At 33.0% G+C, this 20,651-nt stretch carries 16 protein-coding genes; 10 read left to right on the top strand and 6 right to left on the bottom strand.

Translation table 11 applies throughout. The features are described from left to right. Positions 1 to 41: 41 nt before the first annotated feature. Together gdhA and HXZ74_RS13370 are read right to left on the bottom strand one after the other, a co-directional pair. The gene (gene gdhA, locus HXZ74_RS13375) at positions 42 to 1,391 is read right to left on the bottom strand and encodes an NADP-specific glutamate dehydrogenase (RefSeq protein WP_286475810.1); all 1,350 of its coding nucleotides are present in this window, start codon (positions 1,389 to 1,391) and stop codon (positions 42 to 44) included. Positions 1,392 to 1,590: 199 nt separating this feature from the next. Further along, positions 1,591 to 2,181 (bottom strand): DUF937 domain-containing protein, encoded by a 591-nt coding sequence (locus tag HXZ74_RS13370; protein WP_114999154.1) that lies wholly within the window; start codon positions 2,179 to 2,181, stop codon positions 1,591 to 1,593. Positions 2,182 to 2,285: 104 nt separating this feature from the next. Between HXZ74_RS13370 and HXZ74_RS13365 the strand changes: the two genes are divergently transcribed. Beyond that, complete coding sequence (locus HXZ74_RS13365) at positions 2,286 to 3,323, top strand: GyrI-like domain-containing protein (protein WP_114999156.1); 1,038 nt, start codon at positions 2,286 to 2,288, stop codon at positions 3,321 to 3,323. An 86-nt stretch (positions 3,324 to 3,409) separates the two neighbouring features. Next, positions 3,410 to 6,235, top strand: a complete 2,826-nt coding sequence (uvrA, locus tag HXZ74_RS13360) for an excinuclease ABC subunit UvrA (protein WP_286475808.1) — start codon at positions 3,410 to 3,412, stop codon at positions 6,233 to 6,235. A gap of 47 nt (positions 6,236 to 6,282) precedes the next feature. On the opposite strand, the gene HXZ74_RS13355 is transcribed toward uvrA, so the two are convergent. Further along, entirely contained in the window at positions 6,283 to 6,819 is a 537-nt protein-coding gene (locus tag HXZ74_RS13355; protein WP_280037607.1) for a hypothetical protein, read from the bottom strand. Positions 6,820 to 7,071: 252 nt separating this feature from the next. On the opposite strand from HXZ74_RS13355, the gene HXZ74_RS13350 reads away from it, so the two are divergent. Continuing rightward, positions 7,072 to 7,536: a Dps family protein gene (locus tag HXZ74_RS13350; RefSeq protein WP_114999161.1), complete on the top strand. Its 465-nt coding sequence runs from the start codon at positions 7,072 to 7,074 to the stop codon at positions 7,534 to 7,536. 109 nt (positions 7,537 to 7,645) lie between these two features. Here HXZ74_RS13350 and HXZ74_RS13345 read toward each other — a convergent pair whose 3' ends face one another. After that, on the bottom strand, positions 7,646 to 7,972 hold the full coding sequence (locus tag HXZ74_RS13345; protein ID WP_114999163.1) for a YegP family protein: 327 nt from the start codon (positions 7,970 to 7,972) through the stop codon (positions 7,646 to 7,648). Between the two features lie 129 nt (positions 7,973 to 8,101). Next, complete coding sequence (locus HXZ74_RS13340; RefSeq protein WP_286475806.1) at positions 8,102 to 10,051, bottom strand: KUP/HAK/KT family potassium transporter; 1,950 nt, start codon at positions 10,049 to 10,051, stop codon at positions 8,102 to 8,104. A gap of 325 nt (positions 10,052 to 10,376) precedes the next feature. On the opposite strand from HXZ74_RS13340, the gene HXZ74_RS13335 reads away from it, so the two are divergent. From HXZ74_RS13335 to HXZ74_RS13305, 7 genes are all read left to right on the top strand, one after another. Then, positions 10,377 to 10,838: a MarR family winged helix-turn-helix transcriptional regulator gene (locus HXZ74_RS13335; protein WP_219035288.1), complete on the top strand. Its 462-nt coding sequence runs from the start codon at positions 10,377 to 10,379 to the stop codon at positions 10,836 to 10,838. Next, the gene (locus HXZ74_RS13330; RefSeq protein ID WP_286475804.1) at positions 10,822 to 13,221 is read left to right on the top strand and encodes a 3-hydroxyacyl-CoA dehydrogenase/enoyl-CoA hydratase family protein; all 2,400 of its coding nucleotides are present in this window, start codon (positions 10,822 to 10,824) and stop codon (positions 13,219 to 13,221) included. Before HXZ74_RS13335 ends, HXZ74_RS13330 begins: the two co-directional genes overlap by 17 nt. 41 nt (positions 13,222 to 13,262) lie before the next feature. Continuing rightward, entirely contained in the window at positions 13,263 to 13,607 is a 345-nt protein-coding gene (locus HXZ74_RS13325) for a four helix bundle protein (RefSeq protein WP_286475802.1), read from the top strand. 28 nt (positions 13,608 to 13,635) lie between these two features. Beyond that, complete coding sequence (locus HXZ74_RS13320; protein ID WP_038336965.1) at positions 13,636 to 14,817, top strand: acetyl-CoA C-acyltransferase; 1,182 nt, start codon at positions 13,636 to 13,638, stop codon at positions 14,815 to 14,817. 80 nt (positions 14,818 to 14,897) lie between these two features. Further along, positions 14,898 to 16,700 carry an acyl-CoA dehydrogenase FadE gene (locus tag HXZ74_RS13315; RefSeq protein ID WP_286475800.1) on the top strand — a complete coding sequence of 601 codons (1,803 nt, stop codon included), beginning with the start codon at positions 14,898 to 14,900 and terminating at the stop codon, positions 16,698 to 16,700. A gap of 498 nt (positions 16,701 to 17,198) precedes the next feature. After that, positions 17,199 to 17,879 (top strand): SIR2 family NAD-dependent protein deacylase, encoded by a 681-nt coding sequence (locus HXZ74_RS13310; RefSeq protein WP_286475798.1) that lies wholly within the window; start codon positions 17,199 to 17,201, stop codon positions 17,877 to 17,879. Positions 17,880 to 17,918: 39 nt separating this feature from the next. Next, positions 17,919 to 19,052 (top strand): M28 family peptidase, encoded by a 1,134-nt coding sequence (locus HXZ74_RS13305; RefSeq protein WP_286475796.1) that lies wholly within the window; start codon positions 17,919 to 17,921, stop codon positions 19,050 to 19,052. A 270-nt stretch (positions 19,053 to 19,322) separates the two neighbouring features. On the opposite strand, the gene HXZ74_RS13300 is transcribed toward HXZ74_RS13305, so the two are convergent. After that, positions 19,323 to 20,411, bottom strand: coding sequence for a tyrosine-type recombinase/integrase (locus HXZ74_RS13300; RefSeq protein ID WP_171623205.1), 1,089 nt, complete (start codon positions 20,409 to 20,411; stop codon positions 19,323 to 19,325). Between the last annotated feature and the right edge of the window lie 240 nt (positions 20,412 to 20,651).

The raw sequence follows: 20,651 nt of genomic DNA, 5'->3' as shown, positions 1-20,651 counted from the left end.
TAAATTCAGTAAAGGGAACCGAATTTTATAAATGGATTTTTTTATATTCCTTGAGCAATCATAGCATCGGCAACTTTTACGAAACCAGCTATATTAGCACCTTTGTAATAATTTATATTTTCTTGAAATTGACCTTTTCCATATTTTTTACATTGGTGATGAATTTTTATCATAATTTCTTTCAATCGATAATCTACTTTTTCTCTGTTCCAATTTTGACGAATCGAATTTTGAGACATTTCCAATCCAGAAGTCGCAACACCACCGGCATTTGCAGCTTTACCAGGTCCGTATAAAATTTGATGATCCAAAAAATAATGAACCGCTTCGGGAGTTGTTGGCATATTTGCACCTTCTGCAACCAATTTGCATCCGTTGAGATGTAAAGTTTGAGCATCTTGCAAATCCAATTCGTTTTGTGTAGCACATGGCAAAGCTATATCACAAGGGACTTTCCAAGGGTTTTGGTCAGAGAAAAATTTAGCATTTGGATAATAATCAACATACTTTGAGATTCTGTCATAATTATCATTTTTAATTTTGAAAATGACCTTTAATTTTTCTGTGTCAAAACCATCTTCATCATAAATATATCCAGAAGAATCAGAAAGTGTTACCACTTTAGCACCCAATTCCAGAGACTTTTCAGCAGCATATTGTGCAACATTTCCAGAGCCAGAAATAGAAACAGTTTTACCTTTTAAGGTTTCTTTTTTTTCGGCTAGCATACATTCTACAAAATATAATAAACCGTAACCAGTTGCTTCAGGACGAATCAAAGAACCGCCATATTCCAAACCTTTTCCAGTTAAAACACCTGTAAATTCGTTTCGCATTCGTTTGTATTGACCGAATAAATAACCAATTTCTCGTCCTCCAACGCCAATATCACCCGCGGGAACATCTACATCTGCACCAATATGACGAGATAATTCGCTCATAAAAGATTGGCAGAAGCGCATAATTTCCATGTCAGATTTTCCTTTTGGATCAAAATCAGAACCACCTTTTCCGCCACCCATAGGTAAAGTTGTCAGGCTATTTTTGAAAACTTGTTCAAAAGCTAAGAATTTAAGAATAGATAAATTAACAGATGGATGAAAGCGCAAACCGCCTTTGTAAGGACCAATCGCAGAATTCATTTGTACACGATAACCTTTGTTGATTTGGATTTCGCCTTTGTCATCAACCCAAGTTACTCGAAACTGAATAATACGTTCTGGTTCGGCTATTCTTTCAAGAATTTTGAACTTCTTGTACTTTGGATTTTCTTCTACAAATGGTAAAATGGTTTCGAAAACTTCTTCAACTGCTTGTAAAAATTCTTTTTCGTTTGGGTTTTTTGATTTAATTCTTTGAATGAATTTTTCTGAGTAAAATAAAGTATCCATGCTATTTGTGTTTGATTATTGATAAAATTACAATCAACAATAAAAAAAATAACATATTTTTTAAAGTAAACTTTTAATATTTGTGAAGTTGATAATTTTGACTACTCAGAATCTGTAGGTTGATAATTTTTGAAACAAAAAAAGCAGGAAAATTTCCTGCTTAATAAATTTTGTATTTTTATTCAGTTTAAGACAAGGCTTATTTTTTGAAAAATCCTCCCAATAATCCCATTGCGTCGCTTAAACCTAATTGTCCGTCACCATCTTGGTCTAATAATTTTTCGAAACCACCTAAATTTACTCCACTTTGGTTTGTTTGAGTTGTAGAACCACCAACTAAACCACATAATAAACCAGCAATTCCATTAGAATCTAATCCAGCAGATTGTTTTTGTTTACCTAAGTAGCCCATTACAATTGGCGCAACTAATGCTAAAATTTGAGTAACCTGTCCCATATTCAAACCAGATTGTTGAGAAATTGCAGATTCTACATTTTGTTGTTTGTTTCCTAAAACGTGACCTAAAATTCCCAATCCATCTTGTTGATTTCCTCCTTGACCTAAAAATCCAGAAAGATTATCCAAAATACTTCCGTCGTGTTGATTCAAAGCATTCGAAATTCCTTCAGCACCTCCGCCTTGTGCATTTTTATTTAAAGCAGACAATAAAAAAGGTACAGCTGCTGCAACAGCAGTTTGAGCTTGAGATTCATTAATCCCTAATTGTTTTGCAGCAGAAGCAACAATTTGTTGTCCCATTGCACCTTGAATTAAATTTGTAAAGTCCATAAGTTTATATTATTTACTCAAATATACTATTTTTAACAGATTAATTCAGATTAATATTAAGAGTCCTACAAAGTATTTCTATTTTTGTACAATCAATTTTGTAAATGAAACAAATAAATCTTTTTTTAGTAATCATTATTGCGGTTTTGGCTTTATTGCCAATCGTTTTACCTAGTCGTTTCGATGAAGAAATGCAATATGAATTTGATGCCCCTGTTGGTTTGGTGTACGACGAATTTTATAATCTTCGTCAATTCTCCAAATGGCAACAATTTACAGCTTCGGATTCTTTGACAATCAAGAAATTTTCGAATACAAAGGAGGAAGACGATAATTATATGATTTGGGATTCTGAAAATGCTTCAATCGCTTCAGGAAAAGTTACGATTGAAAATTTTTCGATAAATCGTTTCGTCAATTATACGATAAAGTATGATGGTTGGGAAAAATTAGATAGTCTTAATGTTAAATTTGAACAACAAGAAAATGGGAAAACAACTGCAAAATTGAATTATTTAAGTCAAGAAATTCCTTATTTCTACCGCTATTTTGCTTTTTTCAAAAATCCTGAATCTAAATTTGAAAAATCGTTGGACAACTTAAATCAACAAGTGAAAGTTAGATTGGATAAGGATCAAAAAGAAGGTCGATTGAATTATGGCGAATATCGTATTGTAGAATTGGGTCGAACAAATTTATTAGCGATTCGTAAACAATCAAGTTTTGCAGAAAAAGATGTGATGGATAAAGTAGATGGAGCTTTTGAGGTGATTTATAAATCATTAATAAACAAAGAAGAAGGCGGTTTTGATTTCGATTTAGGTTTCCCGTATGTCTATTTTACTGATTTTGATAAAGAAAAAGATAAAGTGACATTTTTTGCTGGAATACAATTAATAGAAGATTTGCCTTTGCAAAAAGACATGAAAAAAGTGGTTGTTCCTGGCGGAGATTATTTGTTGACATTACATTTAGGACCTCGTTCTAAACGTACGCAAACAATCGAAAAAATGAAGAATTATGCCAAATCTAAAAAGCTACAATTGGATACAAAACAATTAGAAATTATGCTAAATGATCCGAAGGAAACAGATAGTTTAAAATTAATTTCTCGAATTTATATTCCAATTAAAAAACAATAAATACTTAAGAATTAACAATTTTTAAAGTACACTTAGCCACAGAAATGTGGCTTTTTTTGTATTTTTGCAACTTCTTACAAACAAACATGGACAAAGATTTTATTGAAGTTTACGGTGCACGTGAACATAATCTAAAAAATATTGATGTAAAGATTCCTCGAAACGAACTTGTGGTAATCACGGGTTTAAGTGGAAGTGGAAAATCTTCGTTGGCTTTTGATACGATTTATGCAGAAGGACAACGTCGTTATATCGAAACTTTTTCGGCTTATGCGCGTCAATTTTTGGGAGGTTTGGAACGTCCAGATGTTGATAAAATTGATGGTTTGTCGCCAGTTATTGCGATTGAGCAGAAAACGACCAATAAAAATCCGCGTTCTACTGTTGGTACAATTACAGAAATTTATGACTTTCTTCGTTTGTTGTATGCGCGTGCTTCTACGGCTTTTTCTGTCGAAACAAACGAACAAATGGTTGCTTACACAGAAGAGCAAATCATTGAATTGATTCGTGCTCAATACAGCGGAAAGAAAATTGCGATTTTAGCGCCAATTGTACGTTCAAGAAAAGGTCATTATCGAGAGGTTTTTGTGACATATTCTAAAAAAGGTTTTCTTGAAATGCGCATTGATGGAGAGTTGAAAGATATTGCACCAGGAATGATGTTAGATCGCTACAAAACGCATGATATCGAATTGATGGTGGATAAAATGTTGCTGAATGATAAGGTGAACGATCAACGTTTGCGTTCAAGTATCGATCATGCAATGCAGCAAGGAAACGGAATTACGATGATTTTGGATTATGAAACCAATGAAACCAAATTCTTTTCTCGTTCGTTAATGTGTCCGTCGACAGGAATGTCATATGCGTTGCCAGAACCGAATACATTTTCGTTCAATTCACCAAAAGGAGCTTGTCAAACTTGTACAGGTCTAGGTGAGTTGAAAGTGGTTAATCACGAAAAATTATTTCAAGATCGCGAAAAATCATTGTTTGATAATTTGGATGAATTATTTGAAGCGTTAAAATCATCTTCTCGAATAGAAAAACAATTGGAAGCGATTTTTGTCAAACATAATATAGACCAGAAAGTAGCATTCAAAAAACTTCCTCAAGCATTAATTGATGATGTAATGAATGGTTTGAAAGAAACTTTGAATGTCGATCTTAAATTTGCATCAGTCAAAAAAACATATAAAATCGATTTTGAAGGATTGAATGAATTTCTTTCTGAAATAATGGAAGATAAAAATAATCCGTCTTCAAGTTCGATTAGCAAAAAGTTTGGAAAGAAAGTTATTTGTCCAACTTGCGAAGGAAAACGCCTTAAAAAAGAATCGCTTTTCTTCCGAATTGACAATAAAAACATTGGTGAAGTTGCAGAAATGGATCTTCAATCATTACAAAAATGGATTGAAAATGCGCCAGTTTCGATGACGTCGAATCAACAACAAATTGCGCACGAGATTCTGAAAGAAATTTATACACGTTTATCTTTTTTATTAGATGTCGGATTAGATTATTTGAGTCTTAATCGTTCTTCTAGAACCCTTTCTGGAGGCGAGGCGCAACGAATTCGTTTGGCTACTCAAATTGGTTCTCAACTGGTGAATGTATTGTATATTTTAGATGAGCCAAGTATTGGTTTGCATCAACGCGATAATGTTAGATTGATAGATTCGTTGAAGAAATTGCGCGATATCGGAAATTCGGTTTTGGTTGTAGAACACGACAAAGACATGATCTTGGAATCGGATTATGTAGTTGATGTTGGACCAAAAGCAGGAAAAAATGGCGGTCAAATCGTTTGGGAAGGTGAGCCGGAACAAATGTTGAAATCAAATACATTAACATCAAAATATTTAAACAATCAGTTGCAAATCGAAGTTCCAAAAGAACGAAGAAAAGGTAATGGATTAGAATTGAGACTTTTTGAAGCATCAGGGAATAATCTAAAAAATGTAAATCTTACCATTCCTTTGGGTGAATTAGTTGTGGTTTCGGGTGTTTCAGGTTCTGGAAAATCAACGTTGATTAATGAAACATTGTACAGAATTCTGAATCAACATTTTTTTAGAGCAGAAAAAGATCCGATGCCTTACAAAAAAATCGAAGGTTTAGAGCATTTGGATAAAGTAATCGAAGTGGATCAGTCGCCAATTGGTCGTACGCCTCGTTCTAATCCCGCGACTTATACGGGAATTTTCTCTGATATTCGTACGTTGTTTACAAATTTACCTGAAGCCAAAATTAGAGGTTACAAGCCTGGACGTTTTTCATTTAATGTAAAAGGTGGGCGTTGTGAAACTTGTCAAGGAGCAGGTTTGCGTGTGATTGAAATGAATTTTTTACCTGATATTCATGTCGAATGTGAAACATGTAATGGTAAACGTTTTAACCGTGAAACGTTGGAGGTTCGTTACAAAGGAAAATCGATTTCGGATGTGTTAGAAATGACGGTAAATGAAGCGGTAGAATTCTTTGAAGCGATTCCGAAAATATATCGTTATGTCAAAATGTTGCAAGATGTAGGTTTGGGTTACATCACGCTTGGTCAGCAGTCGACAACATTGAGTGGAGGAGAGGCGCAACGTGTGAAATTAGCAACAGAATTGGCTAAAAAACAAACAGGAAAAACAATTTATATTTTAGATGAACCGACAACAGGTTTGCATTTTGAAGATGTAAATGTATTGATGAAAGTAATCAATAAAATTGTAGAATTTGGAAATACAGTCATTATTATCGAACATAATTTAGATGTGATAAAATTAGCCGATTATGTGATTGATATTGGTCCAGACGGAGGAAGCAAAGGTGGTAAAATTGTGGCAGAAGGAACGCCAGAAGAAATTATAAAGAATCCGAAAAGTGTGACAGGAAAATTCTTGAAAGACGAATTGAAATAAATATAAAAAAATCCATCTAAAAATTTTTAGATGGATTTTTTTATGACTTATAATCCGATAGAAACGCCCATAAAAGGTTGTAATCCTGAAGAAAATATACTTTCGTTTTCTTTATATAAAACATTGTACATCACACCAGCTTGAAATCTTACTGGCCCGCTCGATTGATATCCAGCTCCCAACCATAACGCAGATTCGTCCATGTCAGTTTCATAAATACTGTTGTAATATGGCGTGCGATCGTTGTACTTTTGTTTTCCTGTGTAGTACATATAATTGGCTCTCAAGAAAATGTTCTCGATTGGAAAAAAGTTAATGTAAGGACCAACATTAAACAAATTTTGCTTTACATAGTCATCTTTCGCATACTGATAACCTGCCGTCGCACCCAATTCTAAATTGTTTGCAACCATGTATCCAACACTTGGAGAAATATTAAACCCAAAATAGCTATTATTCCCAAAAGATAGTCCCAAACCACCTCCAAAACGCCAATTATTATTAAGCGTTTGATTTTGATTAATTTGAGAAAATGCAGTATTGCTTAGGGTTAAAGAAATGATAAATAAAAGAAACTTTTTCATAGAAATTTAATTAATTTTTAACTTTTAAAAATGGCTCTAATTGAAAAAACCACTATAAATTTGTCTCATCAAAAATAGTAATTCTGTTTTTAAGTAAACATTATTATTTATTTTAAGTTAATTCGAGTCGTTCATAGTTTTTAATTATAAAAGAATAGAAATAAGATTTGATAAATCTATAATTCATTCGTTTTCTGGTTCTATATTTGCATTAGTAAAGTTAATCAAATAGACAATATAAAATTTAATCATATGAAATTATTATCGCCAGAAAAAAAACAAAAAATCGCTGATATTTTAATTAAATTATTAGCTGATGAACATATTTTATACTTAAAAACAAGAAATGCACATTGGAATGTAGAAGGTCCTGATTTTCAGACAATACATGTGTATTTTGAATCGTTATATAACGAGTTACAAATTGTTATAGATGATGTTGCAGAAAAAATTCGTCAGAAAGATGTTTATGCACCAGCAACTATGGCAGAGTATTTGCAGTTAGCTCACTTATCAGAAACAAGAAAAACTGAAAACAAAGATAGTTTAAGTTTTATTGCTGATTTACTACACGATCACGAAGTTATTATTGACTTTTTGGCGCAGGCTGTAGTAGAAATTGATGAGTTTCATGATATCTCAACTTCGGATTTCTTAGTTGGTTTATTAGAACAACATCAAAAAACTGCTTGGATGCTTAGATCGCATCTAAAATAAAGTTGAACATTATTTTACTTCATAAGTTTTTAGTGTTAATTCATATTAGTGTTAATTAGGTTGAGCCTTGGATTTATCCAAGGCTTCAGCTTTTTATAACGGTTTGTAATTAACCTTCTACTTCTTTTACTTCGGCATCAGCAGCATTTGTTTTGACAGAAGCAATTCCATTTTTAGCACCAGATTCGGTTTCGTACGATTGGCTTGTTCCAATTACTTGCCCGTTTGTTGCCTTTAAATTGAAATGCCATTTACCCGAAGAACCTTCTTTTAATTCGTATTTAGAATCATCTTGCGAATTTTTGCGAACAGATTCAATTCCGTTTTCGCAACTTGCTTTTTGTTTGTAACCTTCGCTCGCCAAAATATTTTGTCCATTTTTAGCTTTCAAACGAAAACGATATTCTCCTGCTTTGTCTTGATAAATTTCGAACATAATTTAATTTTTTATAAATATTTTATCTTGTTGATTGATATAAATTTATAAAAATTATTTGATAATTATCAATCTATAAAATATTTACAAAAAAAATCCTGAAAAATTATTTTCAGGATTTCTATTCTTTTATTGAATTCTTTTTAAATCGTCAATATTATGTTTGTGCATATAAAGAGGAATGTGTTCTACAACAACATCGTTTTTCTCTAGACCAAAAGATTTCGGAATGTTGAATTCTATTTTCTTTAATAAATAATAAACTTTTAGCGTGAAAAATTCTTTCATACTTAATTTGGTCTCAATTGAAGGGAATTTTTCAATCAAAACAAATTTCATATCAGGATCTTGATTGTATTTTTTCAAACATGTACTCAGGTATTTTAACTCTAATTCTCCATTTGCATACATATCGTTGATTACTTTTTTGATATATTGTTCTGTTTTTGGTTGAACTCTAAATCCTACATTAAATGTAATTCGATATATTTTTTGATCGACAATTGGCAATATTTTATAGCTCAACGTGTACGGCTCACTATCTCGGTTAATGTTTACAAACCAATAGACATCTGCACGTTTTGGTCGTTTTGATAAAATAGATTGAATACTGTATTTCTCGATATTTTTCGGATTGGTAGATTTCGTTAAGTAAAACAAGAAAGTCGAATATTTATTGATTGTTTTATCTTCACTTAATTCAGTTAACACATTCGCGTAACGTTTAATTTTAACGAATTCTAAGTTTCTAGAATTAAGGATTTTTCCGTAAAAACTACAATACATTATTATGAAGAACAGCCATCCCATTAATAAAGCTAAATATCCACCATCAACAAATTTGACAACATTTGCTACGAAAAATGAAGATTCTATTGCTACGAAAATCGACAAAATTGCCACAATAAATACTTTGTTGAATTTTGTATAATAATTAAGATAATAGGATAACAAGAAAGTCGTCATTAACATGGTAACCGTTATGGCAAGACCGTAGGCGGCTTCCATATGGGACGAATCTCGGAAATATAAAACAATAAAGACACAGCCAGCCCATAACATAAAATTGATTGTAGGAATGTAAACTTGGCTTTTGTGCTCGTTTGGTTGAATAATTAATGTTCTTGGCCAGAAACCTAAGTTGATCGCTTCGTTGATTAAGGTAAAAGATCCTGTAATCAAAGCTTGAGACGCAATAATAGCTGCACCTGTGGCAATACAAATTCCAGGAATCAAGAACCAATCAGGCATCATTTCGTAGAAAGGATTTCTACCATCTAACATAGGATTATCTTGGTGCATTAACCAAGCTGCTTGCCCCAAATAGTTTGTTACTAAACAGATTTTAACGTACAGCCAACTAATTCTAATGTTTTTTCGACCGCAATGTCCTAAATCGGAGTATAATGCCTCAGCACCTGTTGTACATAAGAATACAGCGCCAAGAATCCAAAATCCGTGAGGATAATTCATCAATAAGTTATACGCATAATAAGGATTTAATGCTTTGATAATACTTGGATGATGTACAATATGTAAAACTCCTAAGCCTAGAAGCATTGTAAACCAAAGAACCATAAAGGGTCCAAATATTTTTCCTACTTTATTTGTTCCAAATCGTTGGAAGAAAAATAACATCGAAAGGATGAAGATTACAATAGGTATAGTAGGTAGATTTTCGAGTCCGTTTAGCATTCGTAGTCCTTCAACAGCGGAAGAGACGGAAACGGGGGGGGTGATAATTCCATCGGCGAGCAAAGCAGAAGCTCCAATGATGGTTGGAATAATTAGGTTTTTACCTTTTTTCTTGATTAATGAATACAAAGAAAAAATTCCTCCTTCGCCATCATTATCCGCTTTTAGTGTCAACCATACATATTTGATAGAAGTCTGAAAACACAAAGTCCAAAAAACACATGATACGCCTCCGTAGACAATGCTTTCTTCAATCACGCGAGTCTCGCCAATTATCGCTTTCATTACATATAAAGGACTTGTTCCAATATCACCGTAAATGATTCCAAATGCGATTAAGAGCGTTGCCGCTGTTACTTTCTTCATCGTATGGTTTGATTCCATAAGCAGTATTTTAAAATTTCTACGAATGTATGCCGTTGAAAAGAGATTAAACAATCTTATTTATTTATAATATAAAACCAACATTATATTTATTTTCGATACTAAATATGACGTATTTTTACACTACTATAGTCAGTTTTTTATTAATGGAATAAATTTAAGTATTATTTAATCATACTATTTATTTTATTAATCATAATTTAAAGTTACATTTCATTGATAAATAGTAAATTGAATCATTATTTGTTAAACAAAATTAAATTTTAAAACTTTATTATGCTTGCATAATAAAAAAAGATTATATTTGTTATACATACACTAAAATATGTTAAGAGAAGATTTAACGATAGATTATTTATTGCGTTCAACATGGTTGTCAGTTCAGAAAATGTATAATGAGCAAGCAGGCGCTTACGATTCTACAATGGTGTATGCCTTTACATTATTATCAATAGATCCGAAAGGAGGTACGCCAAGTACGTCGCTAGGACCAAAGATGGGAATGGAGCCAACAAGCTTGTCGAGAACATTAAAAAACTTAGAAGCAAGAAATTTTATCGTTCGAAAACCAAATCCAGAAGATGGGAGAAGTGTGTTGATCACTTTGACTGAAGAAGGATTAAGAATGAGAGATATTTCAAAACATTTTGTTTTGCAATTTAATGAATCAATTAATAATCACATCGAACCAGAGAAAATGCAAATTTTCTTGGAAGTGATTTATAAGATTAACCAATTAATATCGGACAAAAAAATATTTAAAAACAATTATGAGAAGACACGTTAAACACGTAACTGTATTAGGATCAGGAGTGATGGGTTCTGGTATTGCATGTCATTTTGCAAATATCGGAGTCGAAGTCTTGATGTTAGATATGGTTCCTCGCGAGCTTACACCACAAGAGCAAGCGAAAGGACTTACTTTAGAGAGTAAAGTAGTTCGTAACAGAACTGCTCAAACTCACTTAGATGCTGCTTTAAAAAGCAATCCTTCACCAATTTATGACAAAGCATTTGCTTCTCGTATAACTGTAGGGAATTTTGATGATGATTTCGAGAAGATTAAAAACTCGGATTGGGTAATAGAGGTTGTGATCGAAAGATTGGATATTAAACAATCTATTTTTGAGCGTGTAGATAACTTCCGTAAACCAGGAACTTTAGTCACTTCTAATACTTCTGGTATTCCAATTCATTTGATGGCTGAAGGTCGTTCAGAAGATTTTCAGAAACATTTCTGTGGAACGCATTTCTTCAATCCACCACGTTACTTAAAATTATTCGAAATTATTCCAACTCCTCAAACAGACAAATCTGTTGTAGAGTTTTTCCAAAATTATGCATCATTATTTTTAGGTAAAACTCCAGTTTTATGTAAAGATACTCCAGGTTTTATTGGGAATAGAGTAGGAGTTTACTCAATGGCAAAAGTAATGGAGTTGACACAAGAATTAGGGTTAACTATCGAAGAAGCTGATACGTTAACAGGTTCTATTTTGGATCGTCCAAAAACAGGAACATTCAAATTGGGTGATTTGGTTGGTTTGGATACAGCATATAATGTAACAAAAGGTTTACAGCAAAATGCGCCAAATGACGAAATGATCCAAGGTTTAAAGGATTCTAAATTCTTAAATTTCTTAATCGAAAATAAATTCTTAGGAGATAAAGCAAAAAAAGGTTTTTATTATAAAGAAATTGATAAAGAAGGAAATACCAATCGTTTTGCCTTAAATCTTGATACGTTAGAGTATCGTCCAATGGAACGCGCAAAAGTTGCCGCTGTAGAAACTGCTAAAAATGCAGGATCTATGCGTAATAAATTAGGTGTTTTATTGAAAGATTCTGGTAAAGCTGGAGAATTAATCCGCAAACATTTTGCTTCATTATTCGCTTATGTTTCTCAACGTGTTCCAGAAATTACAGATGTACTTTATTCAATTGATGATGCTTTAAAAACAGGTTACGCTTGGAAATATGGTCCATTTGAAACATGGGATTTAGTTGGATTACAAAACGGAATTCAATTAGTAGAGTCAGAAGGTTTCAAGGTTTCGGATTGGGTAAAAGAATTAGCAGCAACTGGTGCAGATTCTTTCTATAAAATCGAAAATGGTAAGAAATTATTCTTTAATCAATCATCAAAACAATTTGAATTAATTCCTGGTCAAGATGCATTCATTATTTTAGATAACATTAGAAAAACAAATGAAATTTGGTCAAACCAAGAAACATCTATTCAAGATTTAGGTGATGGAATCATCAATATTGAGTTTCGTTCTAAAATGAATTCTCTTGGAGGTGGAGTTTTACAAGGAATCAATAAAGGAATCGAGTTAGCAGAAAAAGATTATCGTGGAGTTGTAATTGGAAACCAAGGAGACAATTTCTCTGTTGGAGCTAATTTAGCAATGATTATGATGATGGCTGCAGAACAAGATTGGTGGGAATTGAATATGGCAATCAAAATGTTCCAGGATACGATGATGCGTGTTCGTTATTCATCTATTCCAGTTGTTGTTGCTCCTCATGGAATGACGCTTGGTGGAGGTTGCGAAATGTCGATGCATGCGGATAAAATTGTAGCTGCTGCCGAAACTTACATTGGTTTGGTTGAGGTTGGAGTTGGATTAATCCCTGGTGGTGGAGGTTCGAAAGAATTTGCGCGCCGTGCAACTGAATTTGCCTTGAAAGATGATGTAAAAGTAAATCATTTACGTGATAACTTCATGAATATCGCAACTGCGAAAGTTGCAACTTCAGCTTATGAAGCGAAGAATATGGGAATTATTCGTGAGCAAGATATTGTAGTGGTAAATGCAGAACGTCAAATTGCAGAAGCGAAGAAACATGCAATTATTTTGGCAGACGCAGGTTACACACAACCAATTCAACGTAAAGTAGAAGTGTTAGGAAAAGAAGCGATGGGTATGTTCTATGTCGGAACAGATTCTATGGTTGCTGGACGTTTTGCTTCGGATCATGATCGTTTAATTGCGAATAAATTAGGATATGTAATGACAGGTGGTAATTTATCTGAATCAACTTATGTTTCAGAACAATACTTGTTAGACTTAGAGCGTGAAACATTCTTATCTCTTTGTGGAGAAAGAAAAACATTAGAGCGTATTCAACATATGTTAAAAACAGGTAAACCTTTAAGAAACTAGTATTTTGATTTTGTATTAAGTAAAATGTAAAAAGTATTAAGATGAATAACTATAAAGATTTACTTGTTTGGCAGAAATCAATTGATTATACAATTCTTGTTTATTCAATTTTGAAATCTCTTCCTAAAGAAGAAATGTATAGTTTGACATCACAAATAAAAAGAAGTTTAATATCAATTCCTTCGAATATAGCAGAAGGAGCTGGTAGAAATAGTAAAAAAGAATTTAATCAATTTTTATCTATTGCTTTAGCTTCGAGTTTTGAATTAGAAACTCAATTAATTATTGCATTAAAACTTAATTATATTGAAAATGATGAATGTTTGAAAGAATTGAATCATATACAAAATATGATAGCTAAGTTAAAAAAGTCACTTAATACATAATACAACAATACATAATACTTTTAAAAAAATGAAACAAGCATATATAGTTACAGGATATAGAACAGCTGTAGGAAAAGCGCCAAAAGGAACATTGCGTTTTACACGTCCAGATGAAATGGCAGCTACAGTAATCAAGCGCCTAATGCAAGATTATCCAACTTTAGATCCAGCACGAATCGATGATCTAATCGTTGGATGTGCGATGCCAGAGGCAGAACAAGGATTGAATATGGCACGTCTTATCTCATTAATGGGATTAGATACAGACAAAGTTCCAGGCGTTACAGTAAACCGTTACTGTGCATCAGGGTCAGAAGCAATTGCGTTGGCAGCTGCTAAAATTAGAACAGGAATGGCAGAATGTATCATTGCTGGTGGTGCAGAATCGATGTCGTATATCCCGATGGGAGGTTACAAGCCAATTCCAGAAACAGATTTAGCGAAAGATCACCCAGATTATTACTGGGGAATGGGATTAACGGCTGAAGAAGTTGCAAAAGAATTTAAAGTTTCTCGTGAAGACCAAGATTTATTTGCATTCAATTCGCATCAAAAAGCGTTAAAAGCAAATGCTGAAGGAAAATTTGCTTCTCAAATCGTTCCGATTGATGTTGAATATAGTTTCTTAGATGATAAAGAAAAAGTTCAAACAAAGAAAATTGATTTCAAAGTGGATGAAGGTCCACGTGCGGATACATCAATCGAAGGTTTAGCAAAATTACGTCCTGTTTTTGCACAAGGAGGTTCGGTTACAGCAGGTAACTCTTCTCAAATGTCGGACGGTGCAGCTTTCGTAATGGTGATGTCAGAAGATATGGTGAAAGAGTTAGGTCTTGAGCCAGTTGCTCGTTTAGTTGCGTATTCTACGGTAGGTTTAGCGCCTCGTATTATGGGAATGGGACCTTTGTTTGCAATTCCAAAAGCATTAGAACAAGCAGGAATGAAATTAGAAGATATTCAGCTGATAGAATTGAATGAAGCTTTCGCTTCTCAATCAGTTGCGATTATGCGAGAATTGAATCTTAATCCTGATATCGTTAATGTAAATGGAGGTGCAATTGCTTTAGGACATCCACTTGGGTGTTCGGGTACGAAATTAACAGTGCAGTTGTTACATGAAATGGAAGCGCGTAAAGCGAAATATGGAATGGTAACCATGTGTGTTGGTACAGGACAAGGAGCAGCTTCAATTTTCGAATATCTAAAATAAAAATTGTAAAAAGTAAAATGTATTAAGTATGGTACATTTTACTTAATACATGATACAATAATACATCAAAACATAAAAATATGTCTACAAATCCAAATAGATTAATCGGAGGTCAATACTTAATCAAAGATGCCTCTTACAATGATATTTTCACTTACGAAGATTTATCAGAAGAACAACAAATGATTTTGCAATCTGCAAAAGAGTTTATCGATAAAGAAGTAGTGCCTAAAAAACACCAAATTGAGAAAAAAGATTATGCGTTGATTGAAGAATTAATGCGTAAAATTGGTGAATTAGGCTTATTAGGAATTTCTGTTCCAGAAGAATATGGAGGAATGGGAATGGGATTCGTTACTACAATGTTAGTGTGTGACTATATTTCAGGAGCAACAGGTTCGTTAGCGACAGCTTTTGGAGCACATACAGGAATTGGGACAATGCCAATTTTATTGTACGGAACAGAAGAACAAAAACAAAAATATTTACCAAAATTAGCAACAGGAGAATGGTTTGCATCTTACTGTTTAACGGAGCCAGAAGCAGGTTCTGATGCAAATTCTGGGAAAACAAAAGCTGTTTTATCAGAAGATGGTAAAGAATATATCATCACAGGTCAAAAAATGTGGATTACAAATGCAGGTTTTGCAGATTTATTCATTGTTTTTGCACGTATCGATGATGATAAAAATATCACAGGTTTCATTGTAGAAAAAGATAAAGCTGGTGCTGGATTCTCATTAGGAGAAGAAGAAGATAAATTAGGAATTGTTTCTTCATCAACACGTCAAGTTTTCTTCAACGAAGTTCGTGTTCCGGTTGAAAATCTTTTAGGAGAAAGAGACGGAGGTTTCAAAATCGCAATGAATGCATTGAATGTTGGTCGTATCAAATTAGGAGCAGCGTGTTTAGATGCACAACGTCGTATTTTAGATTATTCGTTACAATATTCTTCAGAACGTAAACAATTCAATACGTCAATCAATACGTTTGGTGCGATTAAAGAGAAATTAGCTGATATGGCTGTTTCTGCGTTTACTTCAGAAGCTGGTGCGTATCGTGCAGCGAAAGATGTACAAGATGCAATTGAAGATAATATGGCAAAAGGAATGCCTCATAATGAAGCGGAATTAAAAGGTATTGAAGAATATGCTATTGAAGCTTCTATCTTAAAAGTTTGGATTTCTGATGCAGCTCAAATTTCTGCCGATCAAGGAATTCAGATTTACGGAGGAATGGGATATTCGAAAGAAATGCCAATGGAAGCAGCTTGGAGAGATGCGCGTATTTCAAGAATTTACGAAGGAACAAACGAAATCAATACCTTATTATGTGTTTCGATGTTAGTAAAACGTGCATTCAAAGGTAAATTAGATTTAATGTCTCCTGCAATGAATGTGGCGAACGAATTAATGTCGATTCCATCGTTTGATGTTCCAGATTATTCAGAATTATTTGCACAAGAAAAAGAAATCATTGCAAATCTAAAGAAAGCGTTCTTTATGGTTGCAGGTTCTGCTTTGCAAAAATTTGGTGCAGAATTAGAACAACATCAACAATTGATTATTGCGGCTTCTCGTATTATGCAAGAAATTTATATGGTTGAATCGGCAATGTTACGTGCAGAAAAAATTGCAAATGTAAAAGGTGCTGATGCAGCTAACAATGCAGAGAAATTAGTTCAATTACAATTATTCAAATCAGTAGAAATTATTAAAACAGAAGCGACGCGCGGAATTGTTTCTTTCACAGAAGGAGATGAGCAACGCATGATGTTATCTGGTTTAAGAAGATTTACACGTTACAACGAATATCCAAACGTAGTTAACTTGAAAACTGAAATTGCAGATCTTTTAATCAAAGAAAATAAATACACTTTCTAAGTATATTTTTAATACAAATTATTTAAAGCAGTCAATTTATTGGCTGCTTTTATTTTTTAACATGCTGAAATATAATTTGGTATATCGTTTGATGAATCTAGAGCAAGTACTAGTCTTTATATAAGTTAGTTGAGTTTTCATGGTACTTAAGTTTTAGTAGAGAAAGGCCTCAGTTGTTCCCAATTGAGGTTTTTTTATGCCTTGAAGTTAAAGTTTATTCATTAAAAATAAGCGAGTTAAGTCGTTATTTATTAATGAAATACTTTTTGAAAGAAATGATTTGAAGTAACTTTAATTCAAATTAATAACCCAATTAAAACAAAGCTTATGATAATTAATGCAGCAATTCTTACGTTGACCATGTTTGCAACATTTAGTATTATGTGTCTAGTCAAATTAGATGAATTAAAAAAAATAAAATAAAACCGAAACTCCATTTTTATAAATGGAGTTTTGTTGTTTTATAAAGTTATATTTACTTCAATTAATACATTCGAAATGAAAAAGAAGTTAGTCGTTTTAACGGGAGCTGGAATTAGTGCAGAAAGTGGAATTTCAACTTTTCGAGATGCCAACGGTTTGTGGGAAAATCATGATATTATGGAAGTCGCTTCGATTGATGGTTATCAAAGAAATCCTAAATTGGTTCAAGAATTCTACAACCAACGTAGAAAACAATTATTCGAAGTTGAGCCCAATACTGCGCATTTTTTTCTGAAAGAGTTAGAACACGATTTTGATGTTTCGATTATTACCCAAAATGTTGATGATTTGCACGAAAGAGCAGGTTGGTCTAAAATAATTCATTTGCATGGCGAATTGAGAAAAGCGCGAAGCGAAAAAGACGAGAATCTGATTATTGATTGGAATGAAGATATCAAACTTGGAGATTTGGCGGAAGATAGAAATCAACTCCGTCCGCATATTGTATGGTTCGGCGAAATGGTCCCAGAAATAGAAAATGCGATTGATGAGGTTTTAACAGCAAATATTTTGGTGATTATTGGAACGTCAATGCAAGTGTATCCAGCTGCTTCGCTCAAAGATTATACAAAAACAAATGTGCCAATTATCTATATCGATCCATCAGATACGTATACCAATTCATCTATTACGCATATCAAGAAAAAAGCAACAGAAAGTATTGAAGAATTAAAAACAATTTTGAATAATTTTTAATCTTTTACGTTTTAATCTTGGTTAATTATTTTAAATGATATGAAGTATATATTTCTACCATTATTAGTCTTTTCTATCAATGCGACTGCTCAAGAACTGAATCCATTTTATCAATCAGTTGTCGAACAAGTGAAATACGATTCTGTGCATCAGAAATTGCAAAAATTTCAAGATTTCGGAATTAAAACTGTTGGATCTTCTGCTCACGAAAATGCATTTACATGGTTGAAATCTTATTATACGACTTATGGTTATACCACTATAGAACAACAATCAGTTAATGTATATGGTAATGTTGGGTATAATCTTATTGTAACAAAAATGGGTAAAAAATACCCTGACGAATTCATTATTATTGATGGGCATTACGATACTTTAAATGGACCTGGAGCAAATGATAACGGCTCGGGTACAGTAACTTTATTGGAAATTGCTCGATTAATGAAAGATATTGAAACCGATTATTCAATCAAATTTATACATTTCACAGGAGAAGAACGTGGTTTGATAGGAAGTCAAGAATATGTTAATAAAATTGCGGTTCCTCAAAGTCTAAAAATTAAAGCTGTACTCAATATAGATGAGGTTGGTGGAGTAGCAAACAAGGCAAACACGACAATTATTTGCGAACAAGACGAAAGCAATCCAACATCGAATAATGCAGCTTCGTCAGAATTAACCAATCAAATGGCAACTATTTTCCCCTTGTACACATCGCTTCAAACTAAAATATCGAATGCTTACAGTTCCGATTATATGCCTTTTCAAGCAGTTGGTTATCCGATAACGGGACTTTTCGAGCAAAATCAAACTCCTTATGCGCATACCTCTCAAGATATAATCGATCATTTAGATCTCACTTATCTTACAGAAGTGGCCAAAGGGGCATTAGCGACGTTGTTGCATTTTTCTCAAGCACAAGAGAAGTTGAATACAACAAATCATCCGATTTCTACTTTACAGGTATATCCAAATCCAGTAAAGAACTACCTTTATTTTTCTCAGACTTTGCAGCAGCCAAGAATTACCATATACAATGAAGTAGGAGTGCAGGTTTATGATAAAAAATTTCAAACAGCTGTCTCGCAAATAAATTTAGAACACCTTACGACTGGTGTTTATTTCATCAATGTAAACTCAAATCAATACCACTCTAAAATCATAAAAAAATAAATTGTTGCTCCTCATTGCTGTAATAAATTGTCTTTTTTAGCTAAATAGTTACTTTTTTTGTCTAATGGGGAATTAATTCTTCGATATACGAGCATCGAACAAACCATATAGAATGGATATAGCGTGGATATAGAATGGATATACAACCGATATAGAAAAAGTGCATTTTAGTGCATACAACCTCCATTTAAGTTAATGGTTAACCAATTAAGTTTATCATTCGTCACTTCTAATGAATTTGTTTATTTAGAGATTAAAATTTCATTTTTTCTACAAATGATCTAACGGACTGATGATTTTTCGTTTGGCTGCATCGGTTAAACCGGTGTAAATCATGGTAGTTTTAATATCTTTATGACCTAATAAATCTTGCACAAATCTAATATCGGTTCCTTGTTCAATAAGATGCGTGGCATACGAATGTCGCAGGCTGTGGACCCCTACTTTTTTATTTATATTGGCTTTTTTCATGGCATTTTTAAATACTTGCTGAACCGATCGAACCGAATATTGTGCACCACTTTGCCCTTCGAACAAATACGTTTTTGGTCGGTATTCTTTATAATAAGCTCGTAATTCTTCTAAAACCGATTCAGGCAAAACGGCATACCGATCTTTTTTACCTTTTCCTGCGCAAATTAGCACCTGCATACGCTTACTATCAATATCGGTAACTTTAAGATGTACCAATTCACTCACACGCAATCCCATACCGTAGCACATTTTAAGCAACAGCAAATGCTTTTTATTCTCAATAGTTTTAAGCATTTTTTTAATATCGTGCGTTGAAATAGCCTTGGGTAAAATACTTGGTTTTTTAGGCCGAGGAATATCCATAAAAAATCGTTCACGATACAAAACCTGTTCAAAATAAAACTTAACAGCATTCATACGGCTGTGGATTAGATTTTCGGATAATTTTAAGGTATCTATACAATAAAGAAAATATCCACGAAGTTTTTCTGTAGACAAATCGTACACGGGATAGGTCTTAAGAAGTTTAAGCAGTTGAATAAATTCGGTTGTATATGTTTTAATGGTATTTACACTATATCCTTTCAGCTTTAGTTGATCGGTATAGCGTTTAAGCTCTATTTGATTAATGCTGGCAACCTGTGTAAGGGAACTTTTAGCAGAATGTTTTACCGGCAAATTAAACAACTTCCTTGATTGCTGCGTATCTGCTACATACCATTTTCTAACTGATTGACTCCAATTTACGTTTACCACATTTTTAAGCTGACTTATCAGTACTGCATTATAGGGAAAATGAATCCAAATAACTTTTTTCTCCTTATGAATTCCCTGCGAGAATTGATAATTCAAATAATTAAATTTAACAATATTATTTGCGTCCATAAAATTCGTATTTTGTATTGTAACAAATATAAAATTACACAAAATTTCTATAATAAATACTAAATACGCAATTAATTATCATGATTAATTTACTCACTTTCAGTAAATAGCGTTTATTTTAACTTTTTATTTGGTTCTTATAGAAAGTTGCGTATATTTGAGAGTTACCTGCTATGTTACGAGCGACCGTCCACAACGACACGGTTTGACCGATTGATAACCGACATTTGCAGAACTAAC

The sequence above is a fragment of the Empedobacter sp. R750 genome (assembly GCF_030324345.1).
Classification (GTDB): domain Bacteria; phylum Bacteroidota; class Bacteroidia; order Flavobacteriales; family Weeksellaceae; genus Empedobacter; species Empedobacter falsenii_C.
Note: the sequence above shows the minus strand (reverse complement) of the source record. Positions and strands in the feature narration are given on the sequence as shown.

Coding starts and splice junctions, on each gene's coding strand:
- gdhA (WP_286475810.1), bottom strand. CDS start 1,391: ATGGATACTTTATTTTACTCAGAAAAATTCATTCAAAGAATTAAATCA.
- HXZ74_RS13340 (WP_286475806.1), bottom strand. CDS start 10,051: ATGGAATCAAACCATACGATGAAGAAAGTAACAGCGGCAACGCTCTTA.
- uvrA (WP_286475808.1), top strand. CDS start 3,410: ATGGACAAAGATTTTATTGAAGTTTACGGTGCACGTGAACATAATCTA.
- HXZ74_RS13330 (WP_286475804.1), top strand. CDS start 10,822: ATGAGAAGACACGTTAAACACGTAACTGTATTAGGATCAGGAGTGATG.
- HXZ74_RS13325 (WP_286475802.1), top strand. CDS start 13,263: ATGAATAACTATAAAGATTTACTTGTTTGGCAGAAATCAATTGATTAT.
- HXZ74_RS13345 (WP_114999163.1), bottom strand. CDS start 7,972: ATGTTCGAAATTTATCAAGACAAAGCAGGAGAATATCGTTTTCGTTTG.
- HXZ74_RS13370 (WP_114999154.1), bottom strand. CDS start 2,181: ATGGACTTTACAAATTTAATTCAAGGTGCAATGGGACAACAAATTGTT.
- HXZ74_RS13315 (WP_286475800.1), top strand. CDS start 14,898: ATGTCTACAAATCCAAATAGATTAATCGGAGGTCAATACTTAATCAAA.
- HXZ74_RS13300 (WP_171623205.1), bottom strand. CDS start 20,411: ATGGACGCAAATAATATTGTTAAATTTAATTATTTGAATTATCAATTC.
- HXZ74_RS13320 (WP_038336965.1), top strand. CDS start 13,636: ATGAAACAAGCATATATAGTTACAGGATATAGAACAGCTGTAGGAAAA.
- HXZ74_RS13335 (WP_219035288.1), top strand. CDS start 10,377: ATGTTAAGAGAAGATTTAACGATAGATTATTTATTGCGTTCAACATGG.
- HXZ74_RS13305 (WP_286475796.1), top strand. CDS start 17,919: ATGAAGTATATATTTCTACCATTATTAGTCTTTTCTATCAATGCGACT.
- HXZ74_RS13355 (WP_280037607.1), bottom strand. CDS start 6,819: ATGAAAAAGTTTCTTTTATTTATCATTTCTTTAACCCTAAGCAATACT.
- HXZ74_RS13365 (WP_114999156.1), top strand. CDS start 2,286: ATGAAACAAATAAATCTTTTTTTAGTAATCATTATTGCGGTTTTGGCT.
- HXZ74_RS13310 (WP_286475798.1), top strand. CDS start 17,199: ATGAAAAAGAAGTTAGTCGTTTTAACGGGAGCTGGAATTAGTGCAGAA.
- HXZ74_RS13350 (WP_114999161.1), top strand. CDS start 7,072: ATGAAATTATTATCGCCAGAAAAAAAACAAAAAATCGCTGATATTTTA.